Source organism: Natrinema sp. SYSU A 869 (genome assembly GCF_019879105.1).
Taxonomy (GTDB): domain Archaea; phylum Halobacteriota; class Halobacteria; order Halobacteriales; family Natrialbaceae; genus Natrinema.
The window spans coordinates 973,211-998,339 of record NZ_CP082249.1 but is presented as its reverse complement, the minus strand read 5'-3'; the positions used below and the strand labels follow the sequence as shown (position 1 = coordinate 998,339).

Annotated in this window: 19 protein-coding genes, 1 tRNA gene, 1 other RNA gene and 3 pseudogenes; 6 read left to right on the top strand and 18 right to left on the bottom strand. The window is 64.1% G+C overall.

Annotated elements, in window-relative coordinates:
- Positions 1–103 precede the first annotated feature (103 nt).
- From ffs to K6I40_RS13100, 3 genes are all read right to left on the bottom strand, one after another.
- An RNA gene (ffs, locus tag K6I40_RS13110) (signal recognition particle sRNA) lies at positions 104–415 on the bottom strand.
- A gap of 308 nt (positions 416–723) precedes the next feature.
- Positions 724–2,991 carry a CDC48 family AAA ATPase gene (locus K6I40_RS13105; RefSeq protein ID WP_222919490.1) on the bottom strand — a complete coding sequence of 756 codons (2,268 nt, stop codon included), beginning with the start codon at positions 2,989–2,991 and terminating at the stop codon, positions 724–726.
- Positions 2,992–3,207: 216 nt separating this feature from the next.
- Positions 3,208–3,576 (bottom strand): Hsp20/alpha crystallin family protein, encoded by a 369-nt coding sequence (locus K6I40_RS13100; RefSeq protein WP_222919489.1) that lies wholly within the window; start codon positions 3,574–3,576, stop codon positions 3,208–3,210.
- A 173-nt stretch (positions 3,577–3,749) separates the two neighbouring features.
- Here K6I40_RS13100 and K6I40_RS13095 point away from each other — a divergent pair, with 173 nt between their 5' ends.
- On the top strand, positions 3,750–4,088 hold the full coding sequence (locus K6I40_RS13095) for a DUF5798 family protein (RefSeq protein ID WP_222919488.1): 339 nt from the start codon (positions 3,750–3,752) through the stop codon (positions 4,086–4,088).
- A gap of 96 nt (positions 4,089–4,184) precedes the next feature.
- Positions 4,185–5,165: a PLP-dependent cysteine synthase family protein gene (locus tag K6I40_RS13090; protein WP_222919487.1), complete on the top strand. Its 981-nt coding sequence runs from the start codon at positions 4,185–4,187 to the stop codon at positions 5,163–5,165.
- A gap of 53 nt (positions 5,166–5,218) precedes the next feature.
- On the opposite strand, the gene K6I40_RS13085 is transcribed toward K6I40_RS13090, so the two are convergent.
- From K6I40_RS13085 to K6I40_RS13070, 4 genes and pseudogenes are all read right to left on the bottom strand, one after another.
- Positions 5,219–5,629, bottom strand: coding sequence for a CoA-binding protein (locus K6I40_RS13085; RefSeq protein ID WP_222919486.1), 411 nt, complete (start codon positions 5,627–5,629; stop codon positions 5,219–5,221).
- Between the two features lie 279 nt (positions 5,630–5,908).
- Complete coding sequence (locus K6I40_RS13080) at positions 5,909–6,541, bottom strand: recombinase RecA (RefSeq protein ID WP_222919485.1); 633 nt, start codon at positions 6,539–6,541, stop codon at positions 5,909–5,911.
- 175 nt (positions 6,542–6,716) lie between these two features.
- A pseudogene (locus tag K6I40_RS13075) lies at positions 6,717–7,576 on the bottom strand (geranylgeranylglycerol-phosphate geranylgeranyltransferase).
- Positions 7,577–7,764: 188 nt separating this feature from the next.
- Positions 7,765–7,947 (bottom strand): hypothetical protein, encoded by a 183-nt coding sequence (locus K6I40_RS13070; RefSeq protein ID WP_222919484.1) that lies wholly within the window; start codon positions 7,945–7,947, stop codon positions 7,765–7,767.
- Between the two features lie 149 nt (positions 7,948–8,096).
- Here K6I40_RS13070 and K6I40_RS13065 point away from each other — a divergent pair.
- Positions 8,097–8,171: transfer RNA gene (locus K6I40_RS13065), tRNA-Arg, on the top strand.
- 79 nt (positions 8,172–8,250) lie between these two features.
- Here the strand turns inward: K6I40_RS13065 and K6I40_RS13060 are convergent.
- The 9 genes and pseudogenes from K6I40_RS13060 to K6I40_RS13020 all read right to left on the bottom strand — a co-directional run bounded on the left by K6I40_RS13060 (position 8,251) and on the right by K6I40_RS13020 (position 18,509).
- Positions 8,251–9,612 carry a restriction endonuclease gene (locus tag K6I40_RS13060; RefSeq protein ID WP_222919483.1) on the bottom strand — a complete coding sequence of 454 codons (1,362 nt, stop codon included), beginning with the start codon at positions 9,610–9,612 and terminating at the stop codon, positions 8,251–8,253.
- A 162-nt stretch (positions 9,613–9,774) separates the two neighbouring features.
- A complete protein-coding gene (locus K6I40_RS13055) occupies positions 9,775–10,017 on the bottom strand; it encodes a hypothetical protein (RefSeq protein ID WP_222919482.1) in 243 nt (80 codons plus the stop codon).
- A 228-nt stretch (positions 10,018–10,245) separates the two neighbouring features.
- Complete coding sequence (locus tag K6I40_RS13050; RefSeq protein WP_222919481.1) at positions 10,246–10,659, bottom strand: cytochrome P450; 414 nt, start codon at positions 10,657–10,659, stop codon at positions 10,246–10,248.
- A complete protein-coding gene (locus tag K6I40_RS13045; RefSeq protein ID WP_222919480.1) occupies positions 10,640–10,969 on the bottom strand; it encodes a hypothetical protein in 330 nt (109 codons plus the stop codon). The genes K6I40_RS13050 and K6I40_RS13045 overlap by 20 nt, the downstream gene beginning before the upstream one ends.
- 175 nt (positions 10,970–11,144) lie before the next feature.
- Positions 11,145–12,476: a PQQ-binding-like beta-propeller repeat protein gene (locus tag K6I40_RS13040; RefSeq protein WP_222919479.1), complete on the bottom strand. Its 1,332-nt coding sequence runs from the start codon at positions 12,474–12,476 to the stop codon at positions 11,145–11,147.
- A 134-nt stretch (positions 12,477–12,610) separates the two neighbouring features.
- Positions 12,611–13,267: a MaoC family dehydratase gene (locus K6I40_RS13035; RefSeq protein WP_222919478.1), complete on the bottom strand. Its 657-nt coding sequence runs from the start codon at positions 13,265–13,267 to the stop codon at positions 12,611–12,613.
- Between the two features lie 364 nt (positions 13,268–13,631).
- Entirely contained in the window at positions 13,632–14,459 is an 828-nt protein-coding gene (locus tag K6I40_RS13030; RefSeq protein WP_222919477.1) for an alpha/beta hydrolase, read from the bottom strand.
- A gap of 99 nt (positions 14,460–14,558) precedes the next feature.
- Positions 14,559–16,168 (bottom strand): annotated as a pseudogene (locus K6I40_RS13025) (solute carrier family 23 protein).
- Positions 16,169–16,325: 157 nt separating this feature from the next.
- The gene (locus K6I40_RS13020; protein ID WP_222919476.1) at positions 16,326–18,509 is read right to left on the bottom strand and encodes a VWA domain-containing protein; all 2,184 of its coding nucleotides are present in this window, start codon (positions 18,507–18,509) and stop codon (positions 16,326–16,328) included.
- A 34-nt stretch (positions 18,510–18,543) separates the two neighbouring features.
- On the opposite strand from K6I40_RS13020, the pseudogene cobN reads away from it, so the two are divergent.
- The 3 genes and pseudogenes from cobN to K6I40_RS13005 all read left to right on the top strand — a co-directional run bounded on the left by cobN (position 18,544) and on the right by K6I40_RS13005 (position 24,056).
- Positions 18,544–22,439 (top strand): annotated as a pseudogene (cobN, locus tag K6I40_RS13015) (cobaltochelatase subunit CobN).
- Between the two features lie 61 nt (positions 22,440–22,500).
- Positions 22,501–23,250: a precorrin-8X methylmutase gene (locus tag K6I40_RS13010; protein WP_222919475.1), complete on the top strand. Its 750-nt coding sequence runs from the start codon at positions 22,501–22,503 to the stop codon at positions 23,248–23,250.
- The gene (locus tag K6I40_RS13005) at positions 23,247–24,056 is read left to right on the top strand and encodes a cobalt-precorrin-7 (C(5))-methyltransferase (protein ID WP_222919474.1); all 810 of its coding nucleotides are present in this window, start codon (positions 23,247–23,249) and stop codon (positions 24,054–24,056) included. Before K6I40_RS13010 ends, K6I40_RS13005 begins: the two co-directional genes overlap by 4 nt.
- A 76-nt stretch (positions 24,057–24,132) precedes the next feature.
- Here K6I40_RS13005 and K6I40_RS13000 read toward each other — a convergent pair whose 3' ends face one another.
- The gene (locus K6I40_RS13000) at positions 24,133–24,819 is read right to left on the bottom strand and encodes a hypothetical protein (RefSeq protein WP_222919473.1); all 687 of its coding nucleotides are present in this window, start codon (positions 24,817–24,819) and stop codon (positions 24,133–24,135) included.
- 134 nt (positions 24,820–24,953) lie between these two features.
- Complete coding sequence (locus tag K6I40_RS12995; RefSeq protein ID WP_222919472.1) at positions 24,954–25,121, bottom strand: hypothetical protein; 168 nt, start codon at positions 25,119–25,121, stop codon at positions 24,954–24,956.
- Positions 25,122–25,129 lie beyond the last annotated feature (8 nt).

The window sequence follows — 25,129 nt, the reverse complement described above, 5'->3', positions numbered from 1 at the left end:
CGCCCAGTCCAAAAGAGCGCGGAGTGCTCTTTTGCGGATTTTGTCGAGCGAGCAAGGCGCGTAGCGCTGCCGCTCGCGCAGAACAAAGTTTCCTTGTGTATGAATGCGGACGGCCGCAGTTGCCCGACGTTCCGATCGGGGGAATCTCGGTTGCCTTCTCCACCCCGCAACCCGTCGAGCGACAGGTGTCCGGCGGTCCACTGCTCGCTTCCGCGCCTGATGGGCTGTCGCCGACTAACCGCGATGGGTCGTCCCTGCGGACGGCCATCGCGGACCGCTGTCCCCGACGGACGAGGCTTCTCTGTTGGCTCCCGAGGCCCCGGTCGGTCTGACCGGACGCCTGCGGTGTTCGGTCCCCGCTAATGACCATAGCGCGGGTAATGAGCAGGGCCAAACTGCCCGACCTAGTCCATCCCATTATTGGGGGCTGGGACTTAAGGACCTTTCGCCTCTCGGATCGCCGGACAGCACACGGGTCGGGCGTGAACGAGGAAGCGAACGACGGCGCTCTCGAGCCCATCGCTGCGTTCGCGGCGACCGATCTCTTATTGCGCCGGTGCTTTGAGGTCGAAATTGGCGTCAGATCTGGCGTCGCCCATCTCTACTCACCTCGAGCGGAACGAATTCCGTTCACTCGTTGTTCGATACGGACTGATAGGCCCGACGCCGACGGAACCGGCGACGGTGACCGCGAAGCGGCAACGTGTCGGCGGGACCGATCGGTTACTCCGCCTCGGTTTCGGTCTCGGAACCCTCGAAGACCTCGTCGAAGTCGCCGGCCCGTGGGCCGGATTCGAACTCGGCGGCCGATTCGGGCGAAATCTCTGCGAGCGCTCGCTCGAAGTGATCGGCCGTCAGTTCGATCTCGTCGACATCGCGCTCCTCGCCGGTCGCCGCGGCGCGGACGTGTTCGCGGACGGCGATCGTCGCGGCCTCGCGGCAGACGGCCTCGACGTCCGCACCGGTGTAGCTCTCCGTCTTGGCCGCGAGCTCGTCGAGATCGACATCGTCGGCCAGCGGTCGGTCCTGAGTGTGAATCTCGAAGATTTCGCGGCGGGCGTCCTCGTCGGGTTCGCCGACGGAGACGTGGCGGTCGAGCCGGCCCGGCCGGAGGAGCGCATCATCGATCAGTTCGGGCCGGTTCGAGGCCGCGATGACGACGACGTCCTCGAGTTCCTCGAGCCCGTCGAGTTCGGTCAGCAGCTGGGAGACGACGCGCTCGCCGACGTTGGAGTCGCCAACGCCGCTGCCGCGCTCGCTCGCGATAGCGTCGATCTCGTCGAAGAAGACGATCGTCGGGGCGTTCTCGCGGGCCTTGCTGAAGACCTCGCGGACGCCCTTCTCCGATTCGCCGACGTACTTATCGAAGAGCTCAGGGCCCTTCACCGAGATGAAGTTCGACTGGGACTCGTTGGCCACCGCTTTCGCGAGCAGGGTCTTCCCGGTGCCTGGCGGCCCGTGCAGCAGGATGCCCTTGGCGGGCTCGAGCGCGACTCGCTCGTAGGCGTCTGCGTGTTCCATCGGCCACTGGACGCTCTCGCGTAGGCGTTCCTTGGCGTCCTCGAGGCCGCCGACGTCCTCCCAGCTGATGTCGGGGACCTCGACGAAGACCTCGCGCATCGCGGAGGGTTCGATCCCGCGAAGGGCGCTCTTGAAGTCGGCCTCCCCGATCTCGATTGCCTCGAGCGCCTCGGCGTCGATCTCGTCTTCGTCGAGGTCGAGCTCGGGCCGCACTCGCCGCATGGCGGTCATCGCGGCCTCCTTCGCGAGGTTCTCGAGGTCGGCCCCGACGAAGCCGTGGGTGTTCTCGGCGTAGCGCTCGAGGTCGACGTCCTCGGCCAGCGGCATGCCGCGGGTGTGGATCTGCAGGATCTCCTCGCGGCCCGCGGCGTCGGGGACGCCGATCTCGATCTCGCGGTCGAATCGGCCAGGACGGCGCAAGGCAGGATCGATGGCGTCGACGCGGTTGGTCGTCCCGATGACGGTGATCTCGCCGCGCTGCTCTAAGCCGTCCATCAGCGAGAGGAGCTGGGCGACGACGCGGCGCTCGACGTCGCCCTGGACATCCTCGCGCTTGGGTGCGATGGAGTCGAGTTCGTCGATGAAGACGATCGATGGCTCGTTTTCGGCCGCTTCCTCGAACACCTCGCGGAGCTGCTCTTCGCTCTCGCCGTAGTACTTCGACATGATCTCCGGCCCGGAGATCGTCTGGAAGTGAGCGTCGATCTCGTTGGCCACCGCGCGGGCGATCAGCGTCTTGCCGGTGCCCGGCGGGCCGTGGAGCAGGACACCCTTCGGCGGCTCGATGCCGAGCGCTCTGAAGAGTTCGGGATGGCGCATCGGCAGTTCGATCATCTCGCGGACCTGCTCGAGTTCGTCGTCTAAGCCGCCGACATCCTCGTAGGTGACGTCCGGCGGCTGGCCGTCGGCGTCTCCCTCGCCCTCGAGCGGGCCGGTCGCTTCGACCGAGAGCTCTTCGCCGCCGCGTTCGGTCACCTCGACATCGGTGTCGCCGCCGACGATGACGGAGCCGCTCGGTTCGGTATCGATGACGGTGACCGGCAGCCGCCGGCCGGAGCGCGTCGAGAGGAGGCCGAAGCCGAGCGACAGTGAGAACGTATCGCCGGGGCTGACGGCCCGTTCGGAGAGCTTGTCCTTGAGGTAGGAACCGACGTCACCCTGAATGCGGACGTTCTCCGGCAGTGCGAGCGTGACTCGCTCGGCGGGTTCGACGTCGGCCGCCTCGACGTCGACCGCGTCGTCGATCCGAACGCCGGCGGCCTGCCGGAGCTGGCCGTCGATGCGGACGATTCCCCGACCGGTGTCCTCGCTGCGGCCCGGCCAGACGCGCGCGACGACGCGACCGTCTGGACCCTCGATCGCGACGAACTCGCCGCTCGAGACACCGAGTTCGGCCATCGTTTCGCGATCGATCGCGGCCAGATCGCTGCCTGCGTCCTTCCGTTTGAGCGGTTTCACTCGGAGTCGCATGGTCTTATGTTGGATTTCGTAACGGTCGTCTGGAATTCCCTCGCCGACGCGAGCGACCGTGTGAACGACGAAGTCAGGACAGGGACCGACCGGTCGACGCGCGCGAACCGTTAATTGCGTCGACGGGGAGGTAGTTCACCGAGCGGAGCCGGGGAGCGGTTCGTCTGCGGTGATAGGACGGAGCCAGGACGTCGCGACCGCCGAGTCAGGTGGCGATTAGCCCCCGAGTGGGATCTCCTTGCCATGGGCAGTCGACTCGGCCGTGGGCAGCCGGACTTCGAGCACGCCGTTGGTGTACTCGGCAGCGATTTCCTCGTCGTCAACCGTCTTGGGGAAGCGGAATCGACGGTGGTACGTCTTCTTGCGTCCGCGACTTTCGTCGGTGTGTTCGGCGGCGACGTTCAGGACACCGTCGTCCCATGCCAGCTCGATTTCGTCGGTCTCGAAGCCCGGCATGTCGATCGTGAGGACGAACTCGTCGTCCTCCTCATACAGTTCGTAGTCGCTGCCTCCGGTGTCTCCGAATAGTTGGGACGGGAGGTCGAGGCCTTGCATCCAAGTGCTAGGTGGGCTTGCTCGCACCATAGCTGATCACCTCGAGTTCAGTAGGAGATTGTCCACGGTTCGTAATAAATCTGTCGAATCATGCGAGTATTTGGCAAACAAGTCTGACCAGTTGGGAGGACTGTCACGGGTCGAGCACGCGGCATGTCCATCGGAGGAAAAGGCCCATTAGTACGTCGACAAATTGATTACGTATGGGACTTGGCAGTACCGCAAAGAAGATTCAGAGCCTCTCGGACCGGGCCGAGGCGATGTACAAGCAAGTACAGAAACTCCAGCAGCGCATCACCGGACTGGAGGAGGAAATGGACGAAACTCACGATACGGTCACGCGCATGGACCACCAGCTCACTGAGCAGCGCGCGCTCTTGCTCGCGATCGCCGAAGAACAGGGGATCGACGGCGAGGAGATCCTGGCAGATGCCGCGATCGACGAAGCCGAACTCGAGGCCGAGAGCGAGGCGGACGCCGAATCGGCGGCGAACGAGGACGAGACGACTGACGCAGCGGCCGGGGAGACGACAGCCGAATAACGTCTCCATCGAGTCGAGCGCCGTCCGCACGCAGGGCCGTGTCCCGATTCCCCGCCGGGACAAAAGCTAACAACGCGGGCAACTTTTGCCGAACCGATGACGACCCACGAGGAGCCGGTGGATTCGGTACTCGAGACGATCGGTCGAACGCCGCTCGTTCGGCTCCAGGACGGTCCCAACACGGTCCCGATCTACGCGAAACTCGAGTCGTTCAATCCCGGGGCGAGCATCAAGGACCGTATCGGTCGATACATGCTTGAGCGGATGCTCGAGCGCGGCGACGTCTCGCCGGACGGGACGATCATCGAGCCGACGGCTGGCAACACGGGCATCGGGCTGGCAATCGCGGCCGAACAACTGGGACTGGACGCGATCTTCGTCGTTCCCGAGCGGTTCAGCGTGGAGAAACAGCAGTTGATGGCGGCACTGGGCGGGGAGGTCATCAACACGCCGACGGAAGACGGAATGGAGCGTGCGATCGACCGCGCTCACGAGCTCGCAGCGGAACTCGACAACGCAGCCGTCCCACAGCAGTTCTCGAATCCGCTCAACACCGAGGCGCACTACGAGACGACGGCCCCCGAAATCTTCGACGCGCTGGACGGACGGGTGGGAGCGGTCGTCGCCGGCTGTGGCACCGCCGGCACCCTCATGGGAATCGCTCGCTACGCCCTCGAGCAGGATCCCGAGACCCACATCGTCGCCGTCGAACCCGAGGGGTCCGTCTACGGCGAACTTCTCGGTGAGGACCGCGCCGAAGACGAGTACAAGACCGAAGGGATCGGCACCCACGACACCGCGACCAACGAACTGTTCGAGCCCGATCTGGTCGACGACGTCGACGCCATCCCGGATCGCAACGCCCACGACGAACTCAAACGCCTCGCTCGCGAAGAGGGCCATCTGGTCGCCTCGAGCGCGGGTGCCGCGAGCGTGGCCGCGAAACGAGTCGCTCGCGAGATCGAGGGCGGCGATCTCGACGTTCCCCACGAGACGGTCGTGACGCTCTTTCCGGACTCGAGCGAACGCTACCTCTCGAAGGGGATCTACCGCTCGTTCGAGGAGTGGACGTCGTAGGTTCGATCAGTCGTCGGCGCGGGTCGTCGTACGGACGTTCGAAAAATTGGCGTCTAGGCGACGAGCCGCCGGTGCTGGACCTTCATACACCGATCTTGGACGACGGCTCGACCCGCAGTCTCCGCGCGGGCTGCCGCCTCGTCGTCGCGAATCCCCTGCTGGGTCCAGATGACTGTCACGTCCTCGCGCTCGAGGGCCGCATCGACGATCTCGCTGACCTCTTCGCTGGGCCGGAAGATACAGACGACATCGATCTCTTCCTCGACGTCTGCCAGCGAGTCATAGACGTCGCGGCCGAAAATCTCATCCGCGAATGGATTGACCGGAATTACGTCGTAGCCGTGATCGAGCAGGTACTTCGGCACGTCGTGGGCCGCCTTGCCGGGCGTGCTCGAGCAGCCGACGACGGCGATCGTCTCGTACTCGAGAATTTCCTCGAGCTCGTCCGTGGATTCGACTGGCATACACGAGTATACGGGTTCGAGGGCTAAACGTCTCAGGGTCGCGGTGGCAAACAGACGGGATCTCGTAGCGGTACCTATCATCGGCGCAGTGATACCAGCCCGAAAGCCCCCTCACGCTCGCGGCCTGCACCTCGCTGTGCGCGGCCTGTCGGCCGTGCTTGCGTCGGTTCGGCTCGCGACCGTTCGGCCCCTTTTGATTTCCCACCCGATGGTGGAAGTGTGGACGGCTGTAGTGTATCTCATCTCACACCGTCGAATACAGCACGCTGCAACAGAAGCCTACGTCGACAGCCCAGCCGTCCGGATCTCGAACTCTTCGTCGTCGGCCGTCTCCTCGAGTTCGACGACGGCATCGAAGAGCTGTTTGAGCGTGTTCATCGTCTGGTCGTCGTGGGCCGTCGAGTCGATGACGTAAACGCCCAGCGCGTCAGCGCTCTGAATCCGGCCCGTAAAGACGTGGAGAAACCGGAAGACAGTCTGGAGGTCGGAGTACATCAACAGCGTCGAGACGGAGTGAAGGAGGACGCGATTTTCGGTGAGCCCACGGGTCTCGTAGAACTCCTTGAGGAACTCCGAGAGCTTGATGCCGATCCCGGTCATGTCGACGGGCGAGGAGGCGTACTTGATCCGCGGATCGTCGTCGATCGTTCCGATGCCACGCTGTTTCGTGACACAGTCGACGACGCCGATGTCGGGCTCGACGCCGTCGTCGACGTGATCGTCGAAACTCTCGAGGACTTTGTCGGCGCTATCTTTCGTGGTGACGACAATCGAGCCGTCACCGCGGTTCGCGCCACTCCCGAGGATATCGAAGGCGATTCGCCGTTTCCCCGTCAGTGGCGGGCCCGCGACAAGTACGTTCGTCCCCGGATCGAGTTCGGCGTCCGGAAGGACATCTGCGAGGTCATACATGCGGAATACTCACATCCATCGCCGTGGCGACGAGCGTGAACCACAGCCCACTCCGATGGCCGGCGTGTTGTATGAAGATATGCGAAGTAGCTTATAGTACTTTGATTATAAAACCCACTGGTCACGTTCGCGGTCGGACCAGCCACTGATCCGTCGTGAACGCCGTTTCTGCGTGCTATATTGGCAGGGGAAGGTCGAGGGCGGCGCGGCCGACGATAAACGCTAGCGAGGCGAGAAACATTCCGTACTTGAGACGCGATTGACCGACGGTCGGGTCCTCGAAACTCACATACGCAGCGGCGAGCATGACGATGTCGGCCGGGATGACGACCAGCAGGTAGGCGACGCCGAAGTCCCCCGGAGAAACGGCATCGGGCTCGCGACGACTGCGAGGACGAGGAGGACGGCAGCGACGGCGAGCGCTCGCCGTTCCCCGATTGCGATCGGAAGCGTGTGCAGCCCCTCCTCGCGGTCACCTTCAATGTCCTCAACGTCCTTGATTATCTCCCGTGTCAGCGTCGCGATCGCCGCGAGCACGAAGAGGACGACCGCTGGACCGATCTCGGCCTCGTCGATTGCCGCGGCCCCGAAGAGGAACGTGCTTCCGACGAGGTAGGCGACGAGTGCGTTTCCGAGCCCGGGAAGCCCCTTGAAGATCTCAGTGTACGCGATCAGTGCGAGAAGATTGACGGCCGCGATGGCAATCGCCAGCGGAGGTAGCGTGAGTGCGAGTCCGACCGCACTGACAAAGAGAACGATACTGAACGCGAGCGCACCGCGCGGACTCACGGCACCGCGGGGGATCGCCCGCTCGGGCTGGTTGATCCGGTCGATCTCTCGATCGAAGTAATCGTTGATCGCGTTTCCCGCACCGACTGCCAGCGCCGTGGCTCCGACCGCTGCGGCGACCCCGGTCGGTTCCCCGGTTACACCGCCCGCGACAAACGAGCCGATGAACGTCAACACGCTCGCCGCGATCACGTTCACCGGCCGCGTCAACTCGAGCAACCCGCGACCCGTCTCCCCGACTGTCATACGCGGGAGTGGTCATGCGGGCTGGTTAAACGGTGCGGTCCGCCGTCGTGGGTTTCGGCGGCTCGAATCAGCCGTGGACTCACACGACGCCCAGCGATCGAGCGAACACGGACGAGATCAGGAGTAACAGCGGAATCGAACGTGAGCCGCCTGTCTCGACCGGCCACCACCGCATGCTGGCCGGCGTCTCAGCGCCACTCCTCGAGATCACAGAGCGTGTCACTCTCGATCTCGAGCCACTTGCTCACCCGCTCGTCGCCGCTCGCATCCGCGGGAACGGCGGTCCAGCCACCCTCGTCGTCCGAGAGTAACTCGAGCGGTGTCGCACCGGACTGCGCCTCGTCTGGAATGGGGGCTTCAGCTTCCGTCATGACATGCATAGACGTTGGAACTACATAACAAAGACCCCCGGCGGCGATTGTCATGGGCTGAGAATTCCCGATTGGTGAGTGTGTCGATCCCTGTCGGAATCGGTGAAAATCGAGTGACTTATACGGAACCGCACGGAATAACACGATGCGGGCGCTTAGCTCAGTCTGGACAGAGTACTTGGCTTCGGACCAAGCTGCCACGGGTTCAAATCCTGTAGCGCCCACTCGCAAACGGCCCGCTTCTCGACTACTACTAACCGCCCCGAAGAGGTATCAAACGATTCCGACCAGTAGTGTCTCTTCTCAAAGGAGACCACTCGAGACGAGGAGCATGGCGACGACCAGGAGCGCTGAAATCACTGCGCTGGCCGCGAGCGGTTTGTTTTCCATCGCCTTCCGGTGGGGAGCCATTGCTTCGTACTCTTCGCGGAACGTCTCGAGGTTCTCCTCGTCGGAGAAGTATTTCGTCTTGAGCGCGAACCGCTCGGTGATCGCACAGCCGGTACAGACCGGATCCTTCTCGAGGCGTTCGGTTTGGATGTGGGTCTCACAGTTGATGCTCCCACAGTGATCACAGTACGTGAACGTCGAGGCTGACTCGTCGTCGCAGTGAACACAGCGATGGATTCCGTCTTCGGTGGTGATCCGGGACGGGCCTGCAACGTAGTACTGGTAGGGGTAGGAATACTGCTGTAGGCGCGTCGTCTGCCGAACGTCGGGGAGATAAACAGGGGTGACCGACTGTACTGCGATGTCGGACTGGGTCGGCTCGCAGGTTTTGTTGTAGGTGACGTTGTTGTCGCCGGTGTAGGTCACGGTCGTCGTGTGATACTCTCGGAGTCGATCGACCGTCCACTCCTTGTACTCGGTTTCGGTCTGGCCGAACCGGTTCACGTCGACCGCGTCAAACTCGGCCTCGAGCGCTCTCTCGTCGAGTTCGATCGTTCGTCGCAGGTTGTCGGTGACGAGTCGGCTGACATCGTTGTCTAGAACTCGCGGGTGCGTCCGGCCGGCGTGGACGACGAACGAGGTTGTCTCGTCGAGGCGGTGAATAATACCGACTGATGTCTCGAAGGTGGCGTCCGCCCGCGCAGTGACGACGACGATCGGCTCGAGCGATGCCTGGGCGTGAGGCTCGGGAAGCCTGGCAGGATCGATGTTTTTCACGTCTCGAAACGCTTCGCGGACGGGGGCGTCGATGTCGCCAGCGGGATCGAACGGGCGGTGCGTTTGGGTACAGAGGATCTCGATGCGACCGTTGTAGAGGTCGATCCCGACTTCGTCGGCGATTTCGCGGAGGTCCCGTCCGTCGATGAGTTGGATTGGGTATGGGTCGTCAGTGTCGTCGAGACGCTCGGCGTACTCCCGAGCGGGGCCGGTGAACCGTCCCGTCGTGGCGACCATTCCTCGCTTGGGGCCGTCGAAATCGAAGGTCGCGATCGCAGAGTGAAGCTTCTGGATGACGGGGCGACCGACGGTTCCGGTGTGCTTGCACTCGATGACGATCCCGCGTCGAGTTCCGTCGACGACTTCTTCCATGATGATGTCCCGCCCCTCGTCGGCTGTTCGCGACGCCTGGCGAACGTTCTCGTAGCCGAGATTTCGGAACACGTCCTCCATCACGTCCTCGAACTCGAACCCGGACAGATCGTCTAGCACTGCCATGTGTGGTCTGCCTGAATATTCAATTCTGATGACAAAGTTGTTGGGTACTGGAGTCGCAGATATTCCGGATTCGATCGTAGAACGACAGGGTACGAGCCACTCGTAGAGAGACGGTCTTCGAAACACCGGAGAACCGTCCTCGATCCCGTCTCGGACCGTCGATCAGAGCAACCCGTTCTCGGCTGCATACGCGAGCCCCAGAACGACGAGGATGACGAGGACGGGCAGCAGTGATCCGCTGTCATTCTCGATGAGGTCACTGTGCTCGTTCCGGACCTGGCTGACGTACGAGGCCGATGCATCCGTTTCAACGGCGATTTCCTCGTTGCTCTTGTTGGAGTTTTTCCTCGCTTCCGTGACGATATCCCGCTGTTTCTCCGTCAGATCGTTCAGATCGGTTCCCATAGATTTCCTCCCATGTACGTAGCTCTGAAATGGTAATAACCCGTAATGAGCATTTCGCTGTTATATCGTCGATGACCGATGGCACGTCGGGAATAGCAGACGGTCTCCGTGTGTACCTGAATTTCGAGGAACGAATATACCGTCCGTTGATGGGAGTTGCGACCAGACGGCACGGAGTTCAGTGACGGCTCAGTGCACGAGAGCTGACGGGTTCAACGGGCTGTGTTGTCATCTGTGGCGAGACCGCGATATCGGCCCGGGGTCGACAGGTACCGCTTCCCGACCGTCGCGAGGACGGCCGTCAGCTCGAGTCAGGCAAGATCCTGCCGATGCAGATCCGCAGGCCTCCGACGAACGGAACGAGGATCTCGAACAGGTTCCGGGCGCGATCGATTGCATCTCCTCGTTAATCGAGAACGGCTCGCCAGTCGTTCGGTCCTCGAGTCGTGTGTCAGTAATCTCGACCATCGTCTCGGTATACTCGCGGATATAGATTGGTTCGACGACTGCCTCCATCGCGTTGTGCTGGTACTGGCATTGTTCGCCCTCGGCCAAGAGATGTGTCTCTCCGAACGCGATCTCGAGGTCTTCGATCTTGACGAACGTTACCGGTAGCTGTCGGTCACTCGTGGCCGTCCGCATCACTCGCGAGCCACGACTCGAGCCGATCGACGACGGCTGTAGCGATGGCCTCGCCGATGCGGTTGGGGGACTCGGAGAGGTCCCAGACGTAGTCGCCGGTTCGGGTGACGGTCACCCAGTCGACGTAGCCGTGGCGGTCGAGTTCGAGCAGAAGGTTCTCGAACACTGGTACGTTGAGCCGATAGCCCAGCGAGTCTTCGATCGACTCGGCGAGCTGGGACGTCGTCGCGACGATGCTACTCTCGAGGCTGCTGTCGACGGTCATGAGGCCGGTCGTCGGTGCCGGCGGGGAGGGCGGCCGATCGGTCATGGTCGAACACTGGTTGTCGTCCGTGTAGTAATAATTCTGGTGGTAGTCACGGGGGAGCGAAGATACGCGTCGTGAGGTGCTCTTCTCCTCATTGATCGAGAGCGACCAGTGACGGAACGGGGTGTCTTGCTCGTGCTAGCGCTCGGGGTCGACCGCGAGAAGGCGTGTCGTGCGCTCACTCCGCGGCCACGAGCTTGTAGCCGCCGCCGTCGTCGTCGATCCCCTCGTCGGATGCGTCCTCGCCGTCCTCAGGCGGGTTCGGCGCGCGCTCGGCGTAGTAGATCGCCCCATCTATCACGCGCGGCGTACTCGTTACGTTACCATCGTTATCGACCGTCCAGACCAGTTCGCCGGTCCGTTTCTCGAGCGCGTAGAGGGTGGTGTCCTTCGACCCGACGAGCACCCGCTCGTCGGTGACGGTCGGACAGTCGATGATCGCCCGGTCGGTCTCGAACGACCAGTGTCGGTCGCCGGACTGGGCGTCAAGCGCGTACAGGTTGCCGTCGTGGCTCCCGATAAAGACCGTGTCCAGGACGGGATCGAGCGCCGGGCCCGACATCACCAGATCGCCCGTCTCGTACGACCAGTCCTCGGTGCCGTCCGCGAGATTTACCCGGTAGACGCGGTGGTCCCATGAGCCGAAGTATGCCCCGCCGTCGTAGGTCGCGATTGGACCCTTGATCTGGTTGCTCCCGCTATCGTCGGTTTCGAACGACCATTCGAACTCGGGATCGGGATAGGACCAGCCGTAGAGAATCCCGTCGTTCGACCCGCAGACCAGCCGCCCGCTCTCGAGATCGACCGCCGGCGTCGAGTGGGGGTGATCGGTCGGCCGATGCTGTGGATCCTCCCAGACGACGGACCCGTCGCTCGCGTCGACGATGAACGTACTTCCCTCGGGATCGGAGTACTCGACCGCCATGACGAGGGTTCCGTCGTGGTAGAGCGGACTCGAGCCGATGGAGCCGCCGAGGTTTGTCTGCCAGTCGATGTCGCCCGACTCGGCGTCGACGGCGTAGAGTTCGCCGTCGTACGCGCCGACGTAGACCCGCCCGTCGGCGACGGCGGGCGTGCCATGGATTCCCCGGCCGTCGGTGTCTGTTCCGGTCCGCCACCGCTCCTCGCCGTCCGCGTCGAGGGCGACGAGAAAGCCGGTGTCTCCCGGAAAGACCAGACCACCATCCGGCAGGGGAACAGCGCTCGCCTTCGCGGCAGTGTGCGATCCCGTGTTGAGTCGATCGAGTCGCCAGTCCCGCGTTACGTCGTCGGGAACCGTGGCATCGGGGTAGTACCCCCACCGCTCGAGGGAGCGCCTGAACTGGACGACGCCGTCCGGAATCGTCTGCTCGAGCCCGGTTTCGACGCGAGGAATCGCTTCTCGCTCGGTTCGACCGAGACAGCCCGCCATCCCGGCGGTCGCGGTGACCGCGCCGGCGGCCGCTTGGAGGACTCGTCGCCGACTGTGGGTCCGCTCGAGCGCCCCCGACACGTGTGACTCATCTGCCATTGCGCGGATGGTCTCGCTCGAGCGATACCTGTTTTGTGTTGTCCGCGTGAGAAGCAGCCGCCGGTCGCCACTACCCGACCCGATACGAGAGTGGGCGCCCTGTCCAGATACGTTCCGCTTCGGACGGCTGACGATTACTTGCCGGGAAGTTCGTTGATGATGACGACGGCCTCGCCGTCGATGACTGTCTCATCGTCCCCGCCGATGACCGTCGTGTGTAATCGGTATCGGTCACCACCGAGTTCCTCGACGATTTCGCACTCGGCGGTGACCGTCTCGCCGATTCGGACCGGCCCCGTAAACTCGAGGTCCTGCGAGAGATAGACCGTCACGCCGGGGAGTCGGGCCAGCGCGGCGCTGATTGTCCCGGCCACGAGCGTGCCGTGGGCGATCTGTCCCCCGAACTGGGTGTCTTCGGCGAAGTCGGACTCGAGGTGGAGCCGGTTGGTGTCACCGGAGACCCGTGCGAACGCGCTCACGTCGGTGTCCGCGATCGGCTTGCTGAAGCGGACGTAGTCGCCGACGCCGAGCGTGTCGTAGTCGTCCGTCGAGCGCTCCATGACCCAGTTTTCGTCGCCAAACGCGATCTCGGCGGTCGGCGACGGCGTCGTCGTATCGACCGCCGACTCCGTTGTGGGTGCATCTTCTGCCGTGGAACTAAATCCCATTGCGGCGAGGAGCGCGTTGTTGGCTTCGAGATAACTATTGACGACGTGTTTCGAGATGCTGGTCCACTGCTCGGTTGCTGGGGTGGCATTGGCGTTATCGGCGTCCGGACATTGACTACTCATTGGTTTAGGTGGGTATGGACCGTTCGACGGGAGTGACGATTCCGGATAGAACTAGTACGCTCCCTGCCTTTGTGGTATCGCCAAATTACATTGGGTGGCTGACGATAACACTCTTGAGCGCTGATCGATTCTCTCGTCACCATACTCGATCCATTCCGCCGAAGACGGTATGTGATACCGAACCTCTTCGACGCGCGGCCGACTACGGCGGTGGAATACCGACTCGAGGTAAATAGGGTGTTTCGACTGATGGACACCCGGGTCGCTCGACGGTCACCGTGGACGCTCGATGGCCATAACGATCGCTCGAGCGATATTCAACCAAAACCGGCCGGTATCTCGTTTCAGACGACCAGTCTGCGGCCTAGGCGGCGGGAAGGTCCGCGAGAAAGTCGGCCGCGATCTCGTTGAACGCCCGCGGTCGGTCCTGATTGACGAGATGGCCGGAGGCGGCGAGTTCGAACTGGTCGCCGGTAGCGACCGCCGACGCGATCTGCCGACCCTGTCGCTTGACCAGAGGGGCCTCCTGCTCGCCGTGTACCACCAGCGTCGGCGTTTCGACGCCGGTCAGCGCCGGCGGATCGTAGCGGTAGAGCGCGTCGAAGATCTTCCGAAATTCGGTTGCGGAGATGTCGCCGACCGCCTCGATCGCCTCGGCCCTGATCTCGGGATCGACCGATAACCACCGCTGGCCGGTCGTCGCCTGAATCGAACACAGCATCGACCGGAACGTTCCCGCCGAGCCCGATACCGACAGCGACGCGGATAGCGCCGGCAGCGGCGACCAGAACGACTTCACTCCCGTCGGCATCTCGATTGGGGGCATCGACCGCACTGCGCCGCCAAGAATCGCGCCCGCCGCATCGTCGGGGTGACGGTCCAGATACTCTTGCACGACCATCGATCCCAGCGAGAGCCCACAGAGGGCCGGCCGCTCGATCTCGAGTTCCGAGAGCAGGGCCTCGAGGTCGTCGGTGAAGAGGCCGATCGAGTACTCATCCGGATCGGTTACGCCGGTCTCGCCATGGCCTCGAACGTCGAGCGTGACAACCTGGTGGTCCTCTGCGAAGCGTTCGACCTGGGGCTCCCAGGCCCGGCCGTTCATCCAGCCGCCGTGGACGAAGACCAGCGGCGGGCCGTCGCCGCTCGTCTCGTACCAGATGGTCCCGTTTGCGAGTTCGAGTTCTGCCATACAATCCCTGCGACCCGCTCGCTCTTACAATTCCGGGTTGCGTTTGACGTATTGAGAAACTGCCAAAACGACCACTGAATCGCGCGATCGGCCTCGCGATCAGTCCTCAGTGTGGGTCTCGGTCCGAACCCAGCGGTCCCAGAACGAGTCGAAGTCGGCCTCATCTTCGGTGATCCGGTCCCACTCTGCCAGCCCGCGCTCCTCTCGAGAGCCTGGAATCGTGTTGTCGAGGACGAGCGCGGCAAGACCGCCGACGGCCATCCCGGTCGAGCCGATGATGAAGACGGTGTCGACGACGGCCTGTGCGGCGGCTTCCACCCAGATCGAAGCGGCTGTCTCCGAGATCCCGATCCCGGCCAGTAGCGGGTCGATCGCGTTGACTAGCGAGGCGACCGTCGCCTCGAGCCCAACGGACTCGCGGAACGCGAGTGTGCTCTCGAAGTTACCCATGTACGCTGGGATCGCCAGGCCGATGAAGAGGGCAAAGCCGATGACGAAGGTGTTGCGCGAGGAGTCGAGGTCGACGTGACGCAGGTTCGAGATCCCGACGGCGACGATCTGGCCGAACATGGCGATGAAGAGGCCGCCGATGATCGGGTCCGGAATCGTCGCGATCAACTGGCCGAAATAGCCGATAAAGCCGACGAACAGCATGACGACGGCCCCGATCTGGACGACATACCGCGAGGCGACGCCGGTCAGCCCAATCGCGCCGATGTTCTCGGAGTAGGACGTCGAGCCGGCAGTCCCCATGATGCCCGAGAAGACGTTCATCAGTCCCTCCATCCCGATGCCGTGGTTGATCCGCTTCCCGCTTGGAGCCCCCGACCCAGTGATGTTCGCCACCGCGTAGTAGTCCCCGATGCTTTCAACGATCGATGCTAGCACGCCGGCGAACATCCCGACGACGAAGGCGGTCGTCACCTGCGGCACGCCCCACTGGAAGGGGTAGATCGGCAACAGTAGCCGGGTGTCCGCGACCCGCTCGAGGGGGACGTAGCCGGGATGGCTCCCCCAATGACGCCGAACACCGACAGCGCTGCGGCGGCGAACCAGGCGACGATGAGCGCGAGAATAACCGGATACAGACGGAACGCCTTGTGTTTGACGTCGAGATACTGTGAGAACAACAGAATGAGACCGAGCGTGAGCCCGAGTAGCCACCAGCTCTGGTTCACCGCCGTGATCTGGGGTGCGCTGAACAGTGATAGACCGATCAACGCGATCGTGGGAGCGATAACCACCGGCGAGAGGTATCGTCGGAGTCGCCCGACCAGTCCGAAGTAGCCCATCGCGACCTCGACGACCGACGCGACGATGATCGCGCCCTGTAACTGCAACAATGCGGCCTCCCAACTCGGCTGTCCCGAGACGCCGCCGGCGGTGACAACGCCGACGATGGCCAGCGCCGGTGCGAGCATCGAGAACGGCGCACCCTGGACGATCGGATACCGGTTCCCGAACGTCGTCTGGGCGAGCGTCGCGAGCCCCGAGACGACGAAGAAGGTCCCGATGAACCGAGCGGTCACGCCGGACGGCATCCCCATGGCGTCAGCCAGTATCAGCGGCACGGCGATGTTCGCGCCGACCATCGTCAGGTAGTGCTGGATCCCCAGCACCATCGATTCGCCGAGTGGCGGCTGCTCGTCGATTCCGTATTCGATATCGTCACCGACGGACTCGTCGGCGACTGGCTCGTCCCCCGTCATCAATTCTCGTCGGATAACGACGGAGGGTATTCAAAGGGGTGTTGGTCCGTCCCCGTCGTTCCCGTCCGTGGGCCGTCGTGCCGTCCCAATTCACCAGTGTCTCTCCGAACGCGCGAAGTCGGGGTCGACTCGAGGATGGCACACATCTCCACGGGACCTACCGCTTGGTCTCGTCCGCCGCGGTCTCGGCGGCGGCTCGAACGGTCTCGACCGAAAGCGAGTCGAGATCGACCAGTTCGCCCTCGGTTTCGCTCGCGACCAGTTCTGAGAGGCCGGCGCGGGAGTCCTCGCCCGCGTCGACCACGATCACTCGAGCGTCACTGGTCGCGAGCGCTCGAGCCGCGGTCCGCGTCGCGTCCGTCGGACTCCCGTCGGCGACGTTCGCCCGTCCGTCAGTGACGAGGACGACGACCGAGGCGTCGGTATCGGCGCGCTCGAGCACTCGGTGCGAGGTCTCGAGGCCGGCCGGGAGTGGCGTTCGGTCGCCCGAGGGGAGGTCCTTCAGATGGCGGGCGGCCAGCGAGACGCTGTCGGTCGGCGGGAGCAAGACGTCGGCGTCTTCGCCGGCGAAGGCGACGAATGAAACCTGATCGCGATGTTCGTAGCTGTCCCGCAGGAGTTCGAGGACGACACCCTTGGCGGTCCGCATCGCCGGCCGCATCGAGGCGCTGGCGTCGACGGCGAAGACGATCGTCACCGACGTATCGCCGGTACGGACCGACTGGCGGAGATCCTGTTCCTCGACACGTGACTCGCCGCGGGATGCGGCCGACCGGACCGACGCCGCGGCGTCGATCGCCCCCTCGCCGGACGCGGGCTCGGTGCGGATCCGAGCACCACGGTTGTCCGTACTCGGTGCCGTACTCGCACGCGATCCCGTTCCGGCCGCGCTCGCGTCGCTTTCGGCGGTCGGCGTCTCGAGGTCGGGTGCTCGCGCCTCGCCGACCCCGGCCCGTTGCTGGCCGGGGACCAGCGGCTGGGCGGTTTCGTCCTCCCCCTCGTCGTCCGGTGACTCGTTCGACTCGGAGTCCTGTTCGCTCGAGTCATCGGCCGAACTCCCGTCACCGGTGTCGGCAGACGACTGGGTCGGCGATGCCGGGTTCTCGCTGTCCTCCGGTCGTCGTTCGGATCCGGAGCCGTCATCGCCGTCGGAGTCGGAAGCGTCGCCGTCGTCTCCCTCGTTCCCGTCCGTGTCGTCGCCTCTCTCGTCCCCGTTCCCCTCGTCACGATCACCGCGTTCGTCGCCGTTACCCTCGCCCGCGTCACTCCCGTTGGACTCGTTTCCCTCTCCCTCGTCCGGCGACTCCTCGTCGAACCGGTCCTCTAGCAGATCATCGAGATCGGGTTCGTCCTCGAAGGGGGTGCTCCGGAGGCGGTGGGGGAGCGTGTACGTCGCGGCCTCGTGGATATCGGACTCGATGACCGTCTCCCGGCCCTCGAGCGCGGCCAGCGTCATTGCTGTCCGGGCTGTCGCCACGTCGCCGCGGTGGCCGTCAACGCCGGCCTCGAGACAGACTTCGGCGATTTCGGCTTTGAAATCGCTCGGAAGATCGACGCTCGAGAGGCGGTCTCGAGCCGCGTCGAGGTTGTCGCGGAGGGTCTTGACCTCGTCGGCGTAGTCTGTTCTCGGGTCTGGACCGGTGCCGCCGTCGACTGCGAGCGCCCGATCGATGATCTCGACGCGGTCGTCGATCTCGCGGCAGCCTTCGACGGTGGCCTGCAGGGCGAAGCGGTCCCGCAGTTGGGGGCGCAGATCACCCTCCTCGGGGTTCATCGTGCCGATCAGGGTAAAGTTCGCAGGGTGGGAGACGCTGACCCCGTCCCGCTCGACGGTATTGACGCCGCTCGCGGCCGAGTCGAGGACGACGTCGACCAAGTGGTCGTCCAGCAGGTTGACCTCGTCGACGTAGAGGATGCCGCGGTTCGCGCGGGCCAGCAGGCCGGGATCGAAGTCGGCCTCGCCGGCCAGCGCGTCTTCGACCGAGAGGGTCCCGACGACCCGATCGCGGGTCGCTCCGAGCGGGAGGGTGACGAGGGGGACCGGCCGGGTTTCGACCGGCAACTCGTCGGCGTCGCATTCGCGGCAGTCCGCACATTGCAGATCACGATCATCGGGCGAACAGCCGTACGGACAGTCCGCGACGGCCCGCTGCTCGGGCAGGAGATCGACGAGCGCGCGAACGGCGGTCGACTTCGCGGTTCCCTTCTCGCCGACGATCAGGCCCCCGTCGAGGCCGTCGTTGGCCGCGACGGCGAGCAGCACGCGCTTCAGATCGTTCTGTCCGACGATCGCCGGAAAGGGGAGTGACGATAGCTTTTTGCCCCCGGCGTTTGCAACCATACTTGAGCTAATACAACAGAGGTTTAAAAGTACGATGACACGGATTGGGATCTATACTGCGACGGAGAACGAACTTGGCTCGATCGGCCGGGCCGCGAAGCGTCTCGAGGACGTCGAGCTGGTCGTCCGCTCGGAGAGCGACCTCGAGGACGAGGCCGACGTCGAGGAGTTCGTCGAGGAATTGCACGACGCCGCGGCGGCAATCTTCTGGCTGCACGGGGCCGAAGACAGCATGCCGGGCTACGACTATGCGACGGGCGCACTCGCGGAGGCGGGCGTTCCGCTGATCGTCAAGGCGACCGGCGACGCCTTCGCCTTCGAGGACACGACGGTTTCGGATGCCCATCGCGACCTCGTCTACGAGTATCTGGAGAAAGGCGGGACGATCAACACTGCGAACCTGTGTCGGTTCCTCGCCGCCGAGTACGAAGGACAAGACGTAGAGTACGACGAGCCCACCGAACTGCCCACGGAGGGTGTCTACCACCCCGACCATCCGGGAATCGAGTACGAGGGGCTGCTCGCAACCCACGACCCCAACAAACCAACGGTCGCGGTCTGGTTCTACGAGTCCCACTGGACCCACGAGAACACCCGGTACGTGGACGCGCAGGTCCGGGCACTCGAGGAACAGGGAGCCAACGCCCTGCCGATCTTCTGTAACCCAGCGACGGACACCGACGAGCAGGAAGACGCCGAGTGGGTCACGGACAATTGGCTGCTCGACGGCGATGGAAACTCGATCGTCGACGCCGTGCTTTCCTCGTTCATGTTCTCTCTCTCGATGGACGAGCGCGGCCGCAGTGCCAGCGACGAAGGCAGTTCCGCGGAGGACGTCTTCCTCGACCGCCTCGGCGTCCCCGTCCTGCAGACGGTCACCACGATGCGTTCTCGCTCGCGCTACGAATCCAGCGACACGGGCGTGATGGGCTTCGAACTCGCCCTCTCCGTGGCGCTGCCGGAGTTCGACGGGAACGTGGTCACGCACCCGATTTCCGGCAAAGAGCGAACTGACGACGAGGCCGGGATCGGCAGCGCGCCGAAACACCACTTCCCGATCGAGGACCGGATCGATCACGCGACCCGGCTCGCGGTCAACTGGGCCGAACTGCGTCACACACCGAACGAGGACAAACAGGTCGCCGTCGTCCTCCACAACTACCCGCCGAGCGACGACGGAATCGGGACCGCGTTCGGGCTCGACAGCCCCGAGTCGACGGTCAACCTGCTTGAGGAACTCGACGCCCGCGGCTACGATCTCGGCGACGAGATGCCGGACAGCGGCCAGACGCTCGTGGAGAAACTGACCGCACAGCTCACGCTCGAGGACCGGTGGGTCGCGCCGGAGGACGTTCGGGACCTGTCGGTCGACGTGGTCTCCTCGGATACGTACGAAGAGTGGTTCAGCGACACCGACGAGCGGTTCCAAGAGAATATCATCGAAGAGTGGGGCGAGGTCCCCGACCGCCCGTTCGCGATTCCGGGCGTCGAGTTCGGCAATGTCCTCGTGACGGTCCAGCCGCCGCGCGGGTTCGGGATGGACCCCTCGAAGGTCTATCACGACTCGAACCTCCAGCCACCACACGACTACTTCGCGTTCTACGGCTGGCTGCGCAATAGCTTCGAGACCGACGCGGTCGTCCACCTCGGGACCCACGGCAGCCTCGAGTGGCTTCCCGGGAAGACCGTCGGGCTGAACGGCGAGAGCGCGCCGGATCAGTTGATCGACGATATCCCGAACGTCTACCCCTACATCGTCAATAATCCGGGGGAAGGAACGCAGGCCAAGCGCCGCTCGTATGCGGCGATCGTCGACTACCTGACCCCCGTCATGCGGAACGCGGGTACCTACGACGAGTTATCGGAACTCGAGGAACTCGCCAACCAGTACCGCGAGGCCGGGATGGAAGACGCCCGCGCGGACGACGGCGAACATCTCGCAGACCTCATGCGCGAGAAAGTCGAGGAACTCGATCTCGCCGTCGAGTTGGGTATCACGGGCACGATCGACGAGAAGGCCGACGTTCGCGGGCCAGACGAGGCCGGCTCGAGCCTCGCAGAGGGCGAGGTGTCGGGAGATGAGGTCGACATCGACGAACTCGTCGAACGCATCCACGAGTACCTCACGGACGTGAAGACAACCCAGATCCGGCTCGGGCTGCACACCATGTCCGAACCGCCGGAGGGGGAGCGCCTGACGGAGTATCTGGTCGCGCTGACGCGACTCGAGAACCCCGGCGCGCCGAGCCTTCGAGAGAGCGTTGCCGGCGCGCTCGGTGTCGACTATCAGACGATGCTCGACTCGCCCGGCAAGTACGACGAGGCTCTCGGGATGACCTACGCCGAGGCCGCGGACATCGTCTACGAGACCAGCGTCGAACTGATCGAGACGCTTGCCGAACACGACTTCGATATCCCCGTCTCCGAGCGCGAAGCCGGTCCCGACGACGAGGTGAACATGAATCTGCTCGTCGTCGACCTCGAGACCATCGGCGACGGTCGTGCGAAGTCAGGTGCCCACAACGACCTCCGGAAGGCCCTCGCGTACATCTGCGAGGAGGCCCAGCCCCGCGTGCAGGGAGCCGAAGACGAGATCCCCCGGACCGCGGACGCCCTCTCGGGCGAGTACGTACCCCCGGCGGATCGGGCGCGCCGACCCGCGGCGGCGTCGACCTGCTGCCGACCGCGCGGAACTTCTACACGCTCGACCCGCGCAAGGTGCCGGCGAAGACCGCCTGGCAGGTCGGCAGCGAGGTCGCTGAGGGAGTCCTCGAGCGCCATCACGACGAGAACGACGCGTACCCCGAGGAGATCGGTGTCGTCGCATGGGGCACTCCCACGGTGCGAACCCGCGGCGAGACCATTGCTCAGGTGCTCGCGATGATGGGCGTCGAACCACAGTGGACGGACGCCGGGCGGATCGACGACGTCGAACCCATCCCGCTCGAGGAACTCGACCGACCCCGAATCGACGTGACGACGCGCGTCTCCGGCCTCTTCCGGGACGCGTTCCCGGCAGCGGCGGGCGTCATCCACGACGCCGTCGATGCTGTCGTCGACCTCGACGAGCCCCTCGACATGAACTACGTCAAGAAGCACGTCGAGGAAGAGCAGGAAGAATTACAGGACGAAGAAGGACTCGACGAATCGGACGCACGAAAAGCGGCGAAACACCGCGTCTTCACGACCCGGCCGGGCGGCTACGGTGCCGGGACGAACAAGGCCGTCGACGAGGGTAACTGGGACGACCGCTCGGATCTCGCCGACGTCTACGTCCAGTGGGGCGGCTACGCGATGGGGTCGAGAGGCCGCGTCTCGGACGCCCACGCATCCTTTGAGCGCCGTCTCTCGAGCGTCGACGCGACGGTCAAGATCGAGGACACGATGGAGCAAGACGAGTTCGACTCCTCGGACTGGTACGCCTTCCACGGCGGCTTCATCTCTGCCGTGAGCGAGATTTCGGGCGAGGAACCCGCCTCCTACGTTGGCGACTCCTCCGATCCCGACAACATCGACGTCTACACGAACGAAGAGAAGGTCCGCAAGGCCATGCGCTCGCGCGTGCTGAATCCGGACTGGCTCGAGTCCATGGAGGACCACGGCTACAAGGGCGCGGGCGACCTCTCGACGACCGTCGACGTGACGCTTGGCTGGGACGCGACCACCGGCATCGTGAGCGACACCCTCTGGGAGGAAGTTGCCGAGAAGTTCGCCTTCGACGAGGATCGTCAGGGGTGGATGCGCGACGTCAATCCATGGGCGCTCGAGTCCATTACGGACACCCTGCTCGAGGCCATCGAGCGCGACCTGTGGGATGCAGACGACGAGACGGTCGACCAACTTCGCGATCTGAACCTCGAGGTCGAGGGTGACCTCGAGGCGCGGACGACCAACGAGGGCGTCGGTGCGGAGGTGTCGACCGATGACTGACGACGGGAGCGAACGAGTTCGGCCAACAGTCGATATTCGGGGGACCGGAGTGTGATACCAAATGAATGACAGTAAAGAGTTCGAGGAGGAGTACGCCGATCTGGGCGCAACGACGCAGAACGCGATGGACATCGCCGAGACGAGCATGGACATCGTTCGGCAGTTCGTCCCCGACGAAACGCTGGCTGACCGAATCCGGCAGAAGTCGGTTCACTCGATGGGCGACATCGAGTTCCAGCACTTGATCGAGTTCACTGGCAGCGACGAGCTCGGCGACGACGAGGACGCGCCGGTCCGCGCCGGCGCTCGAGCCGTGCTCGACGAGACGACTATCGTGACTGACATTACGATGTCGAAGGCCGGCATCACCGGTCGCGGTCACAACTGCGAGAAGCGCAAGGCGATCGGTAACGGCGCTGAGCTAGCAAAGGAGACTGGCATGACCCGAACCGCAGCTTCGGTGCTCGAACTCGACAAGCAGGGCGTCTATGACGGCGCGATCGCGACGATCGGCAACGCGCCGACGGCCGCCTTCGCGCTGGCAGACTGCATCGAGGACGGCACCCGACCCGCCGCCATCGTCGCGACGCCCGTCGGCTTCGTCAAGGCCGAAGAGAGCCGCCAGCGGATCCGCGAGGTCAGCGAGGAGTATGACGTCCCGGCGATCACGAACGTCGGCCGCCGCGGCGGCAGCGGCCTCGCCGCAGCGCTGACGAACGAACTGATCCACGTCGCGAAAGATGTCCGGACCGACGAAATCGACCTCGAGCTCGACGCCGAGACGCGAGCCGCGGACGGCCGGAACCGATGAGCGGTGAATACAATCTCGATTCAGGGCCGGACCCGGCGACGTTCGCCGCGGGAGCGGCGGAACCCGATATCGACGAGGGGGCGGACGATCCGGTCTATGCCGTCGGCGTTGGTCCCGGGAACCAAGAGTATCTCACGCCTCGCGGCGAGCGGGCGATCCGCGAGGCGGACGTCGTCGTCGGCTTCACGACCGTTGTCGAGTTCATCGAAGACTTGACTGACGCCGACCTGCTGACCTGTGGCTACAAGGACGAGGCCGAGGCGCTCGAAGAATTCGGCGAGCGCGTCGCCGCCGGCGAGGCGGGGGCTGCCGTCGCAATGGGCGATCCCAACCACTCGGGCTACCAGTTCGTCGGGAAAGTCCAGGATGCTGTGGAACGCATGGATTCCGAGATTCCAGTCCGCATTATTCCCGGCATCTCATCGCTCCAGATGGCCGCCAGCCGCGCCCGAACGCCGATGGAGGACACCGAGTTCGTCACGCTCCACAAGAGCGGCGACCTCGAGTCGGATATGGACCGACTCGCTGCCGCAGTGACAGCGGATGACCGACACCTGCTCGTGCTCCCGCGGCCGTACGATCGGATGCCCGGCGATATCGCGGCGTTTTTGCTCGAGGCAGGCGCTGATCCCAGTCTCGAGGCGCTGGTGCTCGAGAAGTTGACGCACGATGATGAGCAGATCCACCGGTTCACGCTCGCGGAACTGGCAGCACACGCCGGTGGGAGCGGGACGGACGACACGCCGTTCTCCGATCTGGTCGTGCTCGCGGTTCGACGGCCGGTCGCGCCGTCGTCCTCGCCGTAGCATCATCGGTTCCGGTGCCGGAATTCGTCGCGGTCTCCGGCGGCTATCTCTACTGACTGCCGGCCGACCGGATCGGTCACGCGGCAGAGCGCTGTTCTTCCGGGACTGCCCAGCCGAACTCGAGCCACGTGATGCCGAGACCGAACAGTAACATACCGATCGCGTCCATGGGGGTGCTTCCGTGGGCGACGATACTGATCGGCGAACCGAAGAGCAAGGCGAGCGGGATAACGGGTGCTCCCGATCGACGCAGGAGGACGGCGATCGCGAGAACTGCGACGAGGTTGCCGACGGTCCCGAGGAGCGCCAGGATGCCGGCGACGCCATCGATCGGCTCCGTGAAAATCACCTTGATGACCGTTGCAACGCCCTCCTGTTGGTCGGTAGCGAGACCTCGCGACTCGCGGAGCAGGACGGCCGTCGCGATGCCGGCAATCGCTTCGAACGCGAGGTAACAGACGAGATAGATCGCGATCCCGATTCGCCCGATCGTCGCGATCAGTCCCTGATAGCCGATCAGTAGCATATACAGGGCAACGCCGAGCAGACCGAACAGTGGAAGCAACAGGGCGTGAACGATGAACCACGTGTCCGCGATCGGTGCGAGGGTCGAAAACGGTTCGTCGCCGGCCGCCGGATGAAACCACAGTACGATTGCGAGGAGGAGCGGTGTCCCCAGGAGGACGAGCCAGCGGCTTCCGAGCCGTAGCAACGGTTCCCGCGTGCCAGTTCCTGTCGCCCATACTGGTTTTCTGTCTGTCATTTATCTGGGCGATACTATTCGGCAATCGCTCATAAAACTCAGGACAACGTACCACAGACGGTTTCGTTGGGCCGTCGAACGCGATCCAGCCTGCTCTCCGTCACGGAAGATTCCCGCCGAAAATAGTCCGATTGCTACTTGTTGCCCTCGTATTCGCGCAGCACTGACGACACGGTGTTCGACACTTCCTCGAGCGCGACGGAATGGGTCTTTCTGAGGTCATCGTCGTCCTGTGCCTCGCCCAGGTGTCGGAGCGCCTCACGGAGGTGCCGTTCGGTGTCGGTTCCTGTTTCTTCGTTCATAGTTCGAG